The organism is Paenibacillus sp. BIC5C1 (assembly GCF_032399705.1).
In the GTDB taxonomy this organism is placed as follows: Bacteria; Bacillota; Bacilli; order Paenibacillales; family Paenibacillaceae; genus Paenibacillus; species Paenibacillus taichungensis_A.
Map to the genome: position 1 here is coordinate 4,234,546 of NZ_CP135922.1, position 13,456 is coordinate 4,248,001.

The 13,456-nt window shown below is 44.6% G+C and carries 16 protein-coding genes; 4 read left to right on the forward strand and 12 right to left on the reverse strand.

Going from position 1 to position 13,456, the window contains the following annotated elements:
- Positions 1-13: 13 nt before the first annotated feature.
- Positions 14-1,411, reverse strand: a complete 1,398-nt coding sequence (locus RS891_RS18755) for a hypothetical protein (RefSeq protein WP_315792852.1) — start codon at positions 1,409-1,411, stop codon at positions 14-16.
- The gene (locus tag RS891_RS18760; protein WP_315792853.1) at positions 1,392-1,667 is read right to left on the reverse strand and encodes a phosphopantetheine-binding protein; all 276 of its coding nucleotides are present in this window, start codon (positions 1,665-1,667) and stop codon (positions 1,392-1,394) included. Before RS891_RS18760 ends, RS891_RS18755 begins: the two co-directional genes overlap by 20 nt.
- Before the next feature lie 348 nt (positions 1,668-2,015).
- On the opposite strand from RS891_RS18760, the gene RS891_RS18765 reads away from it, so the two are divergent.
- Positions 2,016-2,894: an aminoglycoside phosphotransferase family protein gene (locus RS891_RS18765; protein WP_315792854.1), complete on the forward strand. Its 879-nt coding sequence runs from the start codon at positions 2,016-2,018 to the stop codon at positions 2,892-2,894.
- Between the two features lie 512 nt (positions 2,895-3,406).
- Here RS891_RS18765 and RS891_RS18770 read toward each other — a convergent pair.
- Together RS891_RS18770 and RS891_RS18775 are read right to left on the reverse strand one after the other, a co-directional pair.
- Positions 3,407-4,300 (reverse strand): aldo/keto reductase, encoded by an 894-nt coding sequence (locus RS891_RS18770; RefSeq protein ID WP_315792855.1) that lies wholly within the window; start codon positions 4,298-4,300, stop codon positions 3,407-3,409.
- Between the two features lie 153 nt (positions 4,301-4,453).
- A complete protein-coding gene (locus RS891_RS18775) occupies positions 4,454-4,942 on the reverse strand; it encodes a GNAT family N-acetyltransferase (protein WP_315792856.1) in 489 nt (162 codons plus the stop codon).
- Between the two features lie 159 nt (positions 4,943-5,101).
- On the opposite strand from RS891_RS18775, the gene xerS reads away from it, so the two are divergent.
- A complete protein-coding gene (gene xerS, locus RS891_RS18780; RefSeq protein WP_113054484.1) occupies positions 5,102-6,208 on the forward strand; it encodes a tyrosine recombinase XerS in 1,107 nt (368 codons plus the stop codon).
- A gap of 181 nt (positions 6,209-6,389) precedes the next feature.
- On the opposite strand, the gene mobB is transcribed toward xerS, so the two are convergent.
- Together mobB and glp are read right to left on the reverse strand one after the other, a co-directional pair.
- Positions 6,390-6,935, reverse strand: coding sequence for a molybdopterin-guanine dinucleotide biosynthesis protein B (gene mobB / locus RS891_RS18785; protein ID WP_315792857.1), 546 nt, complete (start codon positions 6,933-6,935; stop codon positions 6,390-6,392).
- A 7-nt stretch (positions 6,936-6,942) separates the two neighbouring features.
- Positions 6,943-8,211 (reverse strand): molybdopterin molybdotransferase MoeA, encoded by a 1,269-nt coding sequence (glp, locus tag RS891_RS18790; protein ID WP_113054562.1) that lies wholly within the window; start codon positions 8,209-8,211, stop codon positions 6,943-6,945.
- A 173-nt stretch (positions 8,212-8,384) separates the two neighbouring features.
- On the opposite strand from glp, the gene RS891_RS18795 reads away from it, so the two are divergent.
- Positions 8,385-8,675: an HNH endonuclease gene (locus tag RS891_RS18795; protein ID WP_315792858.1), complete on the forward strand. Its 291-nt coding sequence runs from the start codon at positions 8,385-8,387 to the stop codon at positions 8,673-8,675.
- A 113-nt stretch (positions 8,676-8,788) separates the two neighbouring features.
- Here the strand turns inward: RS891_RS18795 and RS891_RS18800 are convergent, their stop codons facing one another.
- From RS891_RS18800 to RS891_RS18820, 5 genes are all read right to left on the reverse strand, one after another.
- Positions 8,789-9,535 carry a DUF4247 domain-containing protein gene (locus RS891_RS18800; RefSeq protein ID WP_113054486.1) on the reverse strand — a complete coding sequence of 249 codons (747 nt, stop codon included), beginning with the start codon at positions 9,533-9,535 and terminating at the stop codon, positions 8,789-8,791.
- A gap of 11 nt (positions 9,536-9,546) precedes the next feature.
- A complete protein-coding gene (locus RS891_RS18805) occupies positions 9,547-10,053 on the reverse strand; it encodes a DUF4178 domain-containing protein (RefSeq protein WP_076289146.1) in 507 nt (168 codons plus the stop codon).
- A 23-nt stretch (positions 10,054-10,076) separates the two neighbouring features.
- On the reverse strand, positions 10,077-10,478 hold the full coding sequence (locus tag RS891_RS18810; RefSeq protein WP_063562809.1) for a DUF350 domain-containing protein: 402 nt from the start codon (positions 10,476-10,478) through the stop codon (positions 10,077-10,079).
- Between the two features lie 96 nt (positions 10,479-10,574).
- The gene (locus RS891_RS18815; protein WP_024634017.1) at positions 10,575-11,246 is read right to left on the reverse strand and encodes a PspA/IM30 family protein; all 672 of its coding nucleotides are present in this window, start codon (positions 11,244-11,246) and stop codon (positions 10,575-10,577) included.
- Between the two features lie 129 nt (positions 11,247-11,375).
- A complete protein-coding gene (locus tag RS891_RS18820) occupies positions 11,376-11,720 on the reverse strand; it encodes a prenylated flavin chaperone LpdD (RefSeq protein WP_113054487.1) in 345 nt (114 codons plus the stop codon).
- A 155-nt stretch (positions 11,721-11,875) separates the two neighbouring features.
- On the opposite strand from RS891_RS18820, the gene RS891_RS18825 reads away from it, so the two are divergent.
- The gene (locus RS891_RS18825; RefSeq protein ID WP_113054488.1) at positions 11,876-12,664 is read left to right on the forward strand and encodes a polysaccharide deacetylase family protein; all 789 of its coding nucleotides are present in this window, start codon (positions 11,876-11,878) and stop codon (positions 12,662-12,664) included.
- Between the two features lie 134 nt (positions 12,665-12,798).
- On the opposite strand, the gene RS891_RS18830 is transcribed toward RS891_RS18825, so the two are convergent.
- A complete protein-coding gene (locus tag RS891_RS18830; protein ID WP_113054489.1) occupies positions 12,799-13,455 on the reverse strand; it encodes a 3D domain-containing protein in 657 nt (218 codons plus the stop codon).
- Position 13,456: the final 1 nt, after the last annotated feature.

Consider the following 13,456-nt stretch of genomic DNA (forward strand, 5'->3'; position numbering starts at 1 on the left):
CCGCATTACAGATTTAGTTGTACACTTTAATGGACAAGTCGGCGAGTACCTGCCTCAGGCTTACGATCAGTTCACTGCGATGTTCTTCGTCACGGCCCACCACCGAGATATACAGTCGTCCCTTCGGCATTCCGCGATGACTCTGAATTCCCTCGGATTTTCGCCGAGAGGTCATAATACCATTCACCATTAAGGTGTTAGAGGAAATAGGTACAATTCCATACTTACCTTGCCCGCTGAATAGAAGACCAGATACATGCAGAGTGTCCATTAGACTTTCAAATGTGAAGCCTTCAGGTAGACCGAGAGACAGAAAGGTAAGCAGGCCACTGTAGCCGTACATTTCCCATCCTTTGTCAAGGTAAGTATTAATAAGACCCATGGATTGGCGGGCGTTAATCTCTACAATGGGCACGATACCCCCGTCCTCCAGAATCATGGAATCGAAGCAAACGAAACCATGGTATCCATCTTCAAATAATATCCGAAGTGCCTTTTCCATTGTATCGAAATAACCCGCGTTCTCCAGCAGAAGAAGCAAAACTTCATCTGCTCTAATAGAACCGCCGTAATTCTGCTGCTGATTCAACATGCGCTGAACCGAAAGAAACTCCCTCTCACCGTTCGTATGAATGAACCAGTGTGAGCTGAAATCAAGTTCTTTTCTCAGTAGTGGTTCCAGTAGAAATTGCGAGCGCATCCCCCTTCTCTCCTGCTTTTCCAGGTGCTCTCCTATCCTTCGCTGCATGGCTTCATTTTCAATGAGCAGGTTGCCCTTGCCGGAAACGCCAAATGGATCTTTTAGCAAATACGCCCCTCGCTTCAGCAACGTGTTTCCGACAGCCTGTACTTCTGCTACACTATTCACTTCCGTACCATAACACTGCTCTCCGATTTTGGTCAGGAGTCGGTTGGAGTAGAATTTGGAATTCACATGTTTAACCGTCTCAAGGTCCGGCAAAGAACCCAATGATCCAGCAACATGCATGTACCGCGCTGTATCAGCCGTAATGGCATATGGAGATAGATGTTTTACGTTGTGGGTCAATATTTCTTCACACTGTCGACTGTCTGAAGCAAGACTGAACATGCACTGCTTGAATACGTCCGGTTCCGGTAGGTAGCTCTTCTCATCGTTCAAATCAAAGTGGTAACGGTTATGAAAAGAAAAACCTAACCCGTTCAGATACTCGTACAGTTTTGGATCGATTTTGCAGCGGGTGTAGTGGATATCGTCAGGCTCGCAAAATGGAAATAACAGCTCGTCCATACATAGGACAATGGTTTCCCGGTCCTGATCAGGCATGGCGGGTAACTTGGCTAAGTTCGGATCTCTCCATCTCGTTTCGGGGTCAAACGTCCCCATAACGATCGCTGGAACCCCCCTGGCCTCACTTCTGGACATCTTCATACAATGATTGCTCTTGCGACTGGCAGCTTTTCAGAAAGGTCATAAATGTGTCGATCGACTGGAGATGTTCATAATCAAATTCGTCATAGTCAATGATTACGTTTAACTGATCCTCGACTTTGAGCATAAACTGAATCATTTGCAGGGAATCGAGACCAATATCGTTATTGAGTTCCGTTGCTGGGGACAGGGATTCGCGTAGTTCCGGTTGGTCTTCTTTGATAGTGCACAAAATGTCTACGATTTTATCGTACATGACTACACTCCTTTAAAGTGATAATTATGTGAGGTACAACCGAAATTATTACGCTTACATATGCATTCATATCAAACCTGGGTTCGGTTTATATTTCTCCTCTCTCTTCCAAAGTTACAATTATTATCTTTATAATGACATTTTATGTCAAGGGATAAAAACCTGTGATCTCACACTCACCAACAAGGTTTCCAGCTACTAAAAACCGCTATTTTAGTGGCCTCCCAGGTTCGGCCCTCCTCATTTTGTTTTGGACGATTTTCTCCCTTTGATAAGATCAAGACAAATTGTTAAAATTTATGTACTAACGTTAGAACCCACCCATTTAATAGAAAATGAGGCGAGTACATGATTGAAATTACGATTGAATTGGTACGTCAATTAATTGATAGTCAATTTCCGAAGTGGAAAGGCTTAACGATAACACCTGTAGAAAAAAGCGGGCATGATAACCGTACCTATCGATTAGGTGACGAAATGACGATTCGTTTACCAAGTCACGAACGTTACGCCTCTGCTGTAGAAAAAGAACTGAAGTGGCTTCCAGTTTTCAAACCTCAGCTGTCCTTGCCCATTCCAGCTCCCATTGCAAAAGGTGAACCTTCGGATGACTATCCCCTTCCCTGGTCAATCAACCAATGGATTGCAGGCGAGACTGTCACGCATATCAACGTACTCGACCTAAGCGTTTTTGCCGAAGAACTCGCTACATTTCTGAGAGAACTCGAAGCCATTGATGGTAGTCATGGCATACCCGCAGGCATTCAAAATTTTCATCGCGGCGGGGACTTAGCGGTTTATGATACAGATACAAGGACCGTAATTGAAAAGGTATCTGGCCATTACGATACAAAACTCATGACTGAAATATGGGAGCTTGCTCTGGCAACGAAATATCAAGCTGCACCGTTATGGCTGCATGGTGATGTTGCAGTAGGTAATCTGCTCGTGCAAGATGGACGATTATGCGGAGTTATTGATTTTGGAACTATGGGCGTGGGCGATCCTTCCAGTGATCTTGTGATGGCCTGGAACTTTTTTGATGATGTAAGTCGTGAGATATTCCTAAGCTGCATGAATGTTGACCAAGACACGGTTGATCGTGCCCGTGGTTGGGCTTTGTGGAAAGCACTTATCTCCTACGATTGGAATGAACAAGGCTCGGAAGCCTCGAATTGGGGAAAGCATGTCATAGATGTCATTATTCGTGACTATAAATCGCTCTAAGTATATGAGCCTAACAAATCCCTACGCGGGCGCACAGCCTCGCATAGGGATTTATTTTTGCTTTTCCGTAGATTTGTTTTGCATTTATTTCACCCATCCCATTTAACCTCTAAATCTCGCAATATTAATTACAAATCAGTGTTGACATTGAGCTTAGGATAAAGCAGTTCGTTATAACGAGCTGGTGTGATGATGTGGTGGAGATGCAGATATGAACTGGGGAGCGTAAATTGATCTTACTATTGTGAATTTTTCATATACTGAAATAATAATATAATGCTCGAAGACAGGGTGCATTGAGTTGATGTTTGAAGTTTCACGATTAAATTCCCCCTTAATTCTTGGATGGAAATCTGGAGGAACCACCCCCTCTCCATAGATATAACTAATACGCTTTTATCTTTTATTTTTGTGAATTTTTCATATAGTGAAAATATTAGGTTGTTGCGAATAAAAAAAGCCGCCTTTGAGGCGACTTGGGGATAATCACGCTAATTTTATAGATGAAAGAATCAAGTTCGTCCAGTCCAATCAGTTCCCGCTACTTCTTTCCACCGTTCTCTAATCTCGTCGTATAACTCCTTACTCAGAGCTCCTTTGGCGACAAGATCGGCATTTTGCTGCCAACGGTTAGGTTTGGCTGTACCCACAATTGCCGTGTCTACCCCTTCTGTACTGAGCGTAAAACGTAATGCCGTTTCAACGGCTGATTGTGCATCTTCGCTCAGAAATCCATAACCAAGTTCATTCAAGCGCTTCCAGTATACAAAGGGATATGCTTCTTCCGGAAGCGAGTCATACGTCCATGCCGCATTGGCAATGGGGCGTTTGGCAATAACACCCATATTTCTCTTTCTCGCTTCTGGCAGCGTCAGATCGATGGCTTCCTGATCGGCAATGTTCAGCGAGGTTTCCAAGCTGTCGAACACACCTGTCTGAATCGCATAAAGTGCATCTGTCGTATCGCCACTATATCCAATAAATCTTGTTTTCCCGGCTTCCTTGACTCGTTGCAGCACTTCTATGACTGCTCCTTGCCGAAGTACTTCTTCAGAGCAGCTATGAAGATGGATTACATCAACGTATTCCGTTCTTAGTCTACGAAGACTACGGTCAATCGTCTGCTCTAATACTTTGGCGTCCCAATCTGGGCCATCTATCCCAGCGGCATGTCCACATTTGGTAAATAAATAATAATCGTCTCTGCGATGTGATAGCACGTCTCCAATTAACTCTTCACTATCCCCATAACATTCAGCCGTATCAATGACGTTTAACCCTGCATCCAACGCACTGTTAAGCAATGTTTCTACATCTGCTTTGGATACGTTCTTGCCGATCTCCGCTCCACCAAACCCAAGTGTACTTACTTTCATGCCAGTGTTTCCGTAATTACGCAGTTCCATGGATCATTTCCTCCAAGCTTCGTGAATTTGGTTACAGATAATGAAAGTTCTTATAGTACAAAGTAGTCCTCGGTATGTATTACCCTTATGTTGGGTATTACTCCCACTTGTTCATCTTACTTTATTTACTCCAACACGGATACACCCGTTGAATCAGGTTACGAAAAACTGACTCGGGTTCCCCAGTTCAGGATGAAATTTCTCACGGAAGCGTCCTCCCGTATATTCCCCTATGATTTTTCGCCAGAATGCCTGAGCAATGACATTGTTGCGAACCTGGGTTACTTTCCACCTTCCTGGAAAACGTCCAAACAGCTCATAAGCTGCCCGGGTGCCCACTCCACTACGCCGATATTTTTGCATTACAAAAAACTCAGTCAAATAGTAGTCATTATCTTTGCCGCCTGGTTCACAACGCTCTACTAATGCAAACCCTGCTGGTGCCTCATCACTCGTAATCAAAAAAGGAAACTTACGGTCTTCTTCTGACCAAAAAGCGTCCAATCCGGGATACTCCGGGAAAATACCGTTACTATCCACATCAATATTCAAATATCTAGTAAAATCATACAGATAAAATTGCATTAAGTGCCGAATCACCTGACTGCGTTCCCGGGGAACCAGCTCTATTTTTATATTCATCCGGTTCACCTCCTCTGCTCTACTTATAACTCATACTTTAAAGCTTTACATCGCCAAGGGCAAGGAAGATAGATGTGTGTTATTCCGGTTCCGTGAACAGGCTGTGACGATCTAAATATGGTAAACTAGGATATAGCATATTTTAGAAATTATTTTAACATGGGGGTGCCGAACTTGACCAATGTGCAAAAAGAGATTGACCGACGCAAGCTGGATGACAAACTGCCTTCCATGCCTTGGTTCGTTCAGCAATTCATTGACTATAAATTACCCGATTTATCTCCTTCAACTTTGCTTGAATATTTAAGGGATTATGAAGCCTTCTTTGGCTGGTTACGCGCGGAAGGATTATCCGAAGCAAGCTCCAATAAGGAAGTTACATTGCTTGAACTGGAAGTCCTTCGAATGGAATCAGTGACATCATATCGATTATTTTTGGCCACCAAGCGTGAAGGAGCCAACTCCAGAATCACGGTTTCCCGCAAGCTTTCTTCTCTGCGTTCACTCTTTCATTATTTAAGTCAGATTGCGGAAGACGAAGATTTCTACCCCCTGCTGAAACGAAATATTATGGCGAAGATTGAGATCAAACGTACCCATAAACCCAAAGATACAGCAGCCAAACTAAAGGGTAAACTTCTGGAGGAAGAAGAGTTACTGGAGTTTATCGGATACATCCTTGAAGGATATGCCGTGGATATGGAAAAGAACAAACAGGCGATTTACTCGCATGACCTAAACAAAGAACGAGATGCCTGCATCGCCAGCCTCATTCTGAATTCGGGTCTGCGTGTATCTGAAGTGGTGAACCTGAACGTGGATGATCTGGACCTCAACAATAAGCTGCTGTATGTATATCGCAAAGGTAATAATGATGAGACGTTTAAGACGCCAGTGTATTTTAGAGAACAAGCCAAGGATGAACTCGCAACCTATATCAATCTGCGCCAGTCACGTTACCGCACACCCAAACGGGAAAAAGGCTTGTTTATCGCTCTTCGCAATGGAGAGTCGGAAGGAAGTCGGATGACCAAACGAGCCATACAGGCCATGATCATGAAGTACGCCAAACAATTTGGCAAGCCGTACCTGACTGTGCATAAATTGCGCCATTCTTTTGCGACCGACTATTATTTGCAAAATGATATCTATAAAACGAAGGAACAGCTTGGACACGCTTCTACGGAAACAACCGAAATTTACGCGCACCTCACGGATAAAACGATGTCTGAAGCGATTGAACGTCGTACAGATGATGGGATGTAGCCTATTGATGCAACTCAGCATGCAGATTCATTAGATTCATTACAAGGTAACTTAAAAAAGCGATTCTTCCAAGAGAATGTCTTGAAAGGATCGCTTCTTCATATTTATTGCTTCGCAAAATTAATAAAACATACTCTTTTCCTTACATTTCATTTCATTAGTTTACATAATAATTATTTCGTCATAATTTTCTTTTTTCTTCGTGACGCTCAAGCGAAACCAGCCATCTTGCTATGTCCCCTGTCTCAAGAACAGAATGCCAAACGAGGTTTTCTCTTACCTCCATATATTCTTTCTTATCATGCACCAGCCATGAAACAATCCCAATTACATCCTGTAACGTCTCGATCAGAGAAAAGTCTTTTTCTTCACGGAGCATGACTAATTTGGGATATGGCGCTTGTTTGTATCCCTCAATGAGAATCCAGTCGTACGCTGATAGATATTTTATCATGTCTTCCAACGAAGTCGCTTGTCTTTCAATGAGTGCGGTACGTTTCTCCGACATAACAACGACTGCATCGGCCCCTGCTTGAGCAAAGCCGTAGGAATCGGTTCCTTCGTGATCCATCTCAAAATGATCATGTCCATCATGTTTAATTACAGCCACTCTTCGTCCAGCAGAAGTAAGGTAGCGAGTAAGTGCAGCAATTAAGGTGCTTTTGCCTGTGTTTTTATATCCAACAATCTGCATGATATATGGTGAACTGCTGCTTATTTCAGACATGTATGACCTACCTGACATGACCCGTGGGAAGTCTGAGAATTTGAACCTGTTCACCAGCAGGAATGCCTTTTTTCTCAGGCGGAACAATGATCAGGCAGTCGCTATCTTTAATAGTAATCATGACACTGGATTCGTCCACACGCGATGCTGAAGGTTTAGCATACACCCTTCCGTTTCGTATCTCTGTCCGTCCGCGTACAAAGCGCGTGAAATTGTTGACCTTCGTATAGTCATCATCCAATATCGCTGTCCATTCTTCCAAATATGGATGAGCATCAGCCTGCATCGTACGAATCGTTGGCCGAACAAATAACTCAAAGCCGACAAAACAAGCCCCCGGATTGCCCGAAAGTGCAAATAGCAGCTTGTCATTAACCACAGCAGCCGTCGTAACACTGCCGGGACGCATGGTCACTTTGTTAAACAGCATCTCCATATTCCCTTCCCGAACCAGGTCACCCATAATATCATAATCCCCAACCGATACCCCACCTGTTGTGACCACCATATCATTATGTTCAAGCGCTTCTGTAAGCTTCATACGTGCCGTATCTACATCATCAGCAATCGAACCATACATAACCGGCTCACCCCCCGCTTCAACGACCAGAGAACGAAGCATATAGCTGTTACTGTTCCGAATACGGCCAGGTTGCAATGGCTCGTCCACCTCCAACAACTCTGTACCTGTTGCAAAAATGGCTACCTTGGGGCGTTTGTATACAGGCACTTGACCTACGCCGAATGTCGCCAGCACGGATTGTTCACCTGCCTGAATAATCGTTCCTGCTTCCAGCAGCAATTGGCCCTCATGAACTTCCAATCCAATTGGCGTAATGTTAGCATCAGGCTGAATATGGCGCTTAAGAGCAATCCATTGTTCCCCATGCTCTTCTTTACTTTCAGTCATCTCCATCATAACAACAGCATCTGCACCTTCCGGCACCTGAGCTCCTGTCATGATCCGAGCAGCTGTACCTGATGTAATCGTAAGATCCGATGTATACCCGCATGGAATTTCATCAATGATACGAAGCCAAATCTGCTGCTCGCTGGATGCTTCAATCGTATCCGAACTCAGAATCGCGAATCCATCCATTCCGGAACGACGAAAGAATGGGTAAGGATGGGGAGCATGAATCGTCTCAGCAAGCGTTCGACCATGTGCTTGCTCAAGTGTTACTTTTTCTGTTGAACCCAAACCGACATGAGCAGCAACTTTCGCCTGCGCATCCGTTACTTGTATAGCTTTACGGATAAATTTCGAAGTCGTCATATCCGTTGAATGTGAATTTATTTTCAATGGTGATAGAACCTCCCTGAGTCATTTGTTCATATTTAAAAAGTGTAGCCCGAAAGCTAGGTCATGACAAGTACTCTCCAACATCCCATTCACATGAAAGACGAATCGTCAGTCCATAATATGTAAGAGAAAAGGAGCTGATCTTATTGAACCAACGATGCGAATTATGTGGAAGGGAGCCTGTCGAGACAACAGTTCATCACCTGACACCTAAAGAAATGGGCGGAACACACATGCCTACTGCCGATCTCTGTATCCCTTGCCACAAACAAATTCATTCTCTATATACGAATCGCGATATTATTACCTTAGGTTTAACCGAGATACAGGCGCTAAGGAAAGATGAGCGCATCGCTCCTTATATCCGCTGGATTCGCAAACAACCTGCCGCAACCATTCCTCGTGTTCGAAAGTCTCATCATGTCCGCAAATCGTAAAACAAAAAGAACAGCATCCAAGGTCATGTTCAGTGGCATAGCTCGCTCCACCTTACCTTTTCACTGTTCTTCTGCTAATGCTTTAATATTGCGGGTCCCATTCATGAGAAGTGCTACCTACGCCTCATAATTCGGCCGCCGCCAACCCTCGTTTTGGGCTTTTTATAGGAACTCTTCGGTGAGTCAAATAATCCTCCAAGGCCGCCACTACTTTTATTACGATCAATTGTGCCTTTGCTTTGTTCCTTATTCCGGCTGAATAATCCTCCACCGGAGCCTACGCTTGAATCCTTATCGCTGCCACGACGGGTAATCGATCCTTTTCGGTCAACGGTAATCGGGGGAGCAACCTTTTTATCGCTGCTCGTCGGTGTCCGATAGGATCCTTCCCTTGGCTTATACGTGTCCTTGTTCGTATACCCCCGATACGTACCTGCCCCTCTACCCCCGAACGAATCAAACAAATTACCGATTAATGTTGCGGTTAAGTACCCTTGCAAAAAGGACGAATCATAATTCTGCCGAACATATTCCTTTGAATCCACCTCAACCAAGGTGTCTTCCGCGTTATTCGGGTCTTGCTGCAAATGATAATACTGGTCCTGATACACCAGGAACATCCGCTCTGTATTTTCCGCCGAGATCTGATCCGGCTTCCGCTGTTCAGATAATTCCTGAGCAACCTCTGGAACGGTGCGATCGGCAGCTCGGTACACATAGGATGTCGTATTACCACTGCCGCTGACCGATTCAAGCGGATATGTGTCCTGAACGGAAGGTGCTCCGCACGCGGACAGCAGGGACATCACAAGGCTGAGGACCAGCATTAATTTTAATCCATGTGCCAAGCGCTTTTTCATTGGAACCTCTCCTAGCTCGAACGAATCACTTTGATATCCGCAGGAAGAATGGACTCACCCTCATACAGCGTAAATCTTCTGTCTTGCCACTCCACACGCAATAGCATGTTATCATCAGACTGATATTGCCATACTAATTGTTCCCCAGCCTGACCATAGGGTGTCCTGCCTGCAGTGGTTACCATTCCTCCGTATTCTTCCTCCAGATGATACGCACGTCCATCCAAATCCAGCAACGTAGGCACCTCATCTGGTGCATCGAGACGGCCATCAATTGGTGTATAGAGGGCATACCGGGTCATTTCCCGTTCTTCAATATGCAAATGTCGGATTGCCGTACCATCCTGCAACGTGAGGACAGCTGCATTTCGCGCTCGATGATGTACCCGCCCAACAACTTCATAGGTGACCAGCGAAACCTCACAGATATCACCAGGCGCCAGCTGAAGCATTGTTTTCTCTACCTTAGGCGGTTCAGGTTTGGCTATTATCCCTTTAATCCGTTTCCACACACTCATACCCATTACTCCTGTTCTTTATCTTATAAACAAGCTGCAATAATTAATGCGCCCACGATATGTAGTGCACCTGAGAACAAACCATAACCTGTCTTGCCCTGCTGTATTCCCGTATCCAGATCCAGGTTGGCCCATCTCCGAATCATAAAGTGAACCACGCTCTCCAGGATCAGCAAAATGATAAATGAAACAACGGATACGAGCAGCGCTTCTCCAAGATGACCCGCTGTCGAAATGGAGGTGGCGAGTACATATCCCTGAGCAAACAGCTTCATAACCATACGTGTCGTAACGGCCATATTGCCCGCCTTCACTTCGGCAAAATCCTTATATTTTGTAAACAAAGAATCCACATACATCAAGACAAACAGCAAAACCGAACCCGATAACGTCCAGACCAGCATTGCCAAAATGTTCAAATCCATTTACATAGCCCCCACATCTCAACATGAACCGCAATTAAAAGCGAAGGAGAAACGCTGGTCTCTCCTCCGCTGGTGCCCCTGCTTGCTTACAAGGTTTTAGTTCTTATTTTCGTATTGCTTCATCAACGCTGCCAGTTCATCCTCAACAGCCTGATCTTTGCCCAACTTCTCGAACTCATCATCCAGCGATTTTCCTTTGGACGACATCTCATTGCTGGCTTCGGCCTGAGCTTCCATCTGCATCATTTTCTCTTCCATACGCTTCATACCGGCACTTGCAGTGTCGGAGCCAAATCCGTTCAGCGCCTTGTTGATTTCGGTTTGAGCTTTTGCCGCGTTGTAGCGTGCAACCAATGTTTCACGTTTGTTTTTCATTTGCGTTAATTGTTTTCGCATTTCGTCCAGCTTGCCACGAAGGTTATCGGCAGAAGCCTTGTTTTGGTCATAGCTTGTTTTGTATTCGGCCATCTTCTCTTCAGCGACCTTCTTCTCTTCCAATGCCCGACGTGCCAAATCCATATTCTGTGCACGCGCTGCTGTATGTGCTTGCTCCTCACGTTTCTTCACGAGAGCTTCCTGTTCTTCAAACAGCTGCTTGAATTTTTTCTCGATGGCGATCTGTGCAGCAACAGCTTTTTCTGCATCTTCCAGATCTTCCTGCATATCCCGAATATATTGATCCGTCATTTTGATCGGATCTTCTGCCTTGTCAATAATAGAGTTAATGTTAGACATCGTTAAATCGCGCAATCTTTTGAAAATGGACATTATGGTATTCCTCCTAGTCGATAGTTCATCCTTGTATATAATCATACATACGTGGCAATGTTCTACTCGTTTCAATTTTAACAAAAAAAATCATAAAAAACGATTTTAGCCTGCCTAGCCTATATGGAACTATTGAATCAATCGACCCGTTTGGCACAGCTCTTCATCAAGCAGTTTCTCTGCAGTCTGCACAATCTCATCAATCTGCATCCGCGTAATTGCATCAAAGTGAATCCCCATCACTACGGTAACGGTTACCTTTAAATGAAGGGCAGCCTTACGTGCTAATCTCTCACACAGTTCTTGTTCTTTATGCCCTGGAATATGGACTGTAGCCCCACTCACTCGTTCACGGTCTGGATAAAATGTGGCTACTGCTCCAATATGTGATCTACCTCCAGTTACCATAAACACTTTGTCTTCCCCTGCCTCAATCACCTGTAAACGAACGGAGTTTAAATCGTATGTACTCATCCTGCTCCACCTGTCCTTTTAAATATGTAATATGTAATGGTGGAATTATGGCTCCAATTTAATGAATCAGCAGTGAAACATCTCACATCATGCATAAATACGGATGGCCCCGGGCATACCATAGAGAACGCAATTTGGGAAAAGGAGGCACGAACATGCGTATACGCCTCATCATGTTATCCATCATGGTCATTCTTCTGGGAGGAAGTTATGCTCCTGCTCAGTTATGGGCTTCTTCAAGCCCGCAAACCGAACCTGCTTCGAAATCTGATTCTCCTGAAGAAGAACAGTTGACGCTGGGACAACTCAGACAGAAATATGCAGATACGTTCAAAACCAATGGCCCCTCAACAAAAAAGGTTGCTCTGACTTTTGATGACGTACCTGATCCCCGTTTCACCCCGCAGGTGCTGGATATTTTAAAAAAATACAAGGTGCGGGCTACGTTTTTCATCGTGGGACATCGCGCTGAGAAACATCCGGATTTAGTGAAACGCATGGTGAAGGAAGGGCATATTGTTGGCAATCACAGCTACAATCACCCGGAGTTCAGTAAGTTATCCATGAATGCATTTCGCAAACAAATCTTACATACCGGGGACATTATTCGGAATCTGGTGGGTTACACTCCCAAAATGATTCGTCCACCTTATGGTGACATTAACGAGCAACAGCTGCAATGGGCTGCTAAACAACATTACAGCATTGTGAACTGGAACGTCGATTCTCTGGACTGGAAGGGCCTCACCAAAGAGGAAGTCAAACAAAACATCCTGTCCGCCGTCAAACCGGGTTCCATTGTGCTTCAGCATGCAGGTGGAGGTGTAGGATCGAAGCTAAATGGGTCCATCGAGGCGTTGCCTGAAGTTATCGAGGAATTGCGAAACCGCGGGTATGAGCTGGTGACTTTGGACGAAATGTTGGAACTGCCAAAGGGTAAATAGGTCAAGGAATTCAGAAGTCGGATTTTACAAAAGGGTGTTCTTCAATCACGATATCGTGATTGAAGAACACCCTTTATTGTTTAATTTAGATGTAGTTGGAGTCACATATGATGATGTGCAGCTAATCTTTGATTTTATTTCAAAATGTAAAGTTCAACATCCTGAATACCAAAGGTATTTACGGATTGCTTGCTGCCAGGAATAAAGATATCAATCTTGTGCCCTTTAATGGCACCACCCACATCACGAGCCGTAGCGACGAATGCCTGTTTGGGCAGTCCTGGATGTGTATGACCTGTCACCAGTACCTTTGTACCCAATGGAATGATACTCGGGTCTACTGCGATCGTGCCCAGTTCAAGCGGATTGCCGAAGTAATCTACAGCACCCCATCCTCCATTTTCAGAAGCATCAGAAGAGTATGCCGTTGCTTTGACGTCAACAGTTTTGCTGTAATCAAACGTTTTTCCCCAGGCTTGTACAACTTTACTATCTGCATTAACGTCAAGGCTTGCGGCAGTTACCGTTTTAGCTGCTGCAGCAGAAGCTGTGTTCGTTGTTTTACCAGGGATCGTGATTTTCAAACCACCATAAATGTTGTAAGCTGAAATGTCATTATTAGCTTTAATAAGAGCGTTAAGTCCAACTCCATATTGTTTGGATAAGGTGTAGAAGGTATCCCCCTCTTTGGCCACATGAACTGAATCAGCATGAGCCGGAACGGCCTGAATGAGCATTGCTGCTGTCAGCAAAGCTGTTGCTGTTTTGGCTATACGTTTCTTGTTAATCATG

Bases quoted from the DNA above. Each gene is read 5' to 3' on its own strand.
- RS891_RS18755 (WP_315792852.1), bottom strand. From the start codon at position 1,411: ATGAAGATGTCCAGAAGTGAGGCCAGGGGGGTTCCAGCGATCGTTATG.
- RS891_RS18760 (WP_315792853.1), bottom strand. From the start codon at position 1,667: ATGTACGATAAAATCGTAGACATTTTGTGCACTATCAAAGAAGACCAA.
- RS891_RS18765 (WP_315792854.1), top strand. From the start codon at position 2,016: ATGATTGAAATTACGATTGAATTGGTACGTCAATTAATTGATAGTCAA.
- RS891_RS18770 (WP_315792855.1), bottom strand. From the start codon at position 4,300: ATGGAACTGCGTAATTACGGAAACACTGGCATGAAAGTAAGTACACTT.
- RS891_RS18775 (WP_315792856.1), bottom strand. From the start codon at position 4,942: ATGAATATAAAAATAGAGCTGGTTCCCCGGGAACGCAGTCAGGTGATT.
- xerS (WP_113054484.1), top strand. From the start codon at position 5,102: ATGGGGGTGCCGAACTTGACCAATGTGCAAAAAGAGATTGACCGACGC.
- mobB (WP_315792857.1), bottom strand. From the start codon at position 6,935: ATGTCTGAAATAAGCAGCAGTTCACCATATATCATGCAGATTGTTGGA.
- glp (WP_113054562.1), bottom strand. From the start codon at position 8,211: ATGACGACTTCGAAATTTATCCGTAAAGCTATACAAGTAACGGATGCG.
- RS891_RS18800 (WP_113054486.1), bottom strand. From the start codon at position 9,535: ATGAAAAAGCGCTTGGCACATGGATTAAAATTAATGCTGGTCCTCAGC.
- RS891_RS18805 (WP_076289146.1), bottom strand. From the start codon at position 10,053: ATGAGTGTGTGGAAACGGATTAAAGGGATAATAGCCAAACCTGAACCG.
- RS891_RS18810 (WP_063562809.1), bottom strand. From the start codon at position 10,478: ATGGATTTGAACATTTTGGCAATGCTGGTCTGGACGTTATCGGGTTCG.
- RS891_RS18815 (WP_024634017.1), bottom strand. From the start codon at position 11,246: ATGTCCATTTTCAAAAGATTGCGCGATTTAACGATGTCTAACATTAAC.
- RS891_RS18820 (WP_113054487.1), bottom strand. From the start codon at position 11,720: ATGAGTACATACGATTTAAACTCCGTTCGTTTACAGGTGATTGAGGCA.
- RS891_RS18825 (WP_113054488.1), top strand. From the start codon at position 11,876: ATGCGTATACGCCTCATCATGTTATCCATCATGGTCATTCTTCTGGGA.
- RS891_RS18830 (WP_113054489.1), bottom strand. From the start codon at position 13,455: ATGATTAACAAGAAACGTATAGCCAAAACAGCAACAGCTTTGCTGACA.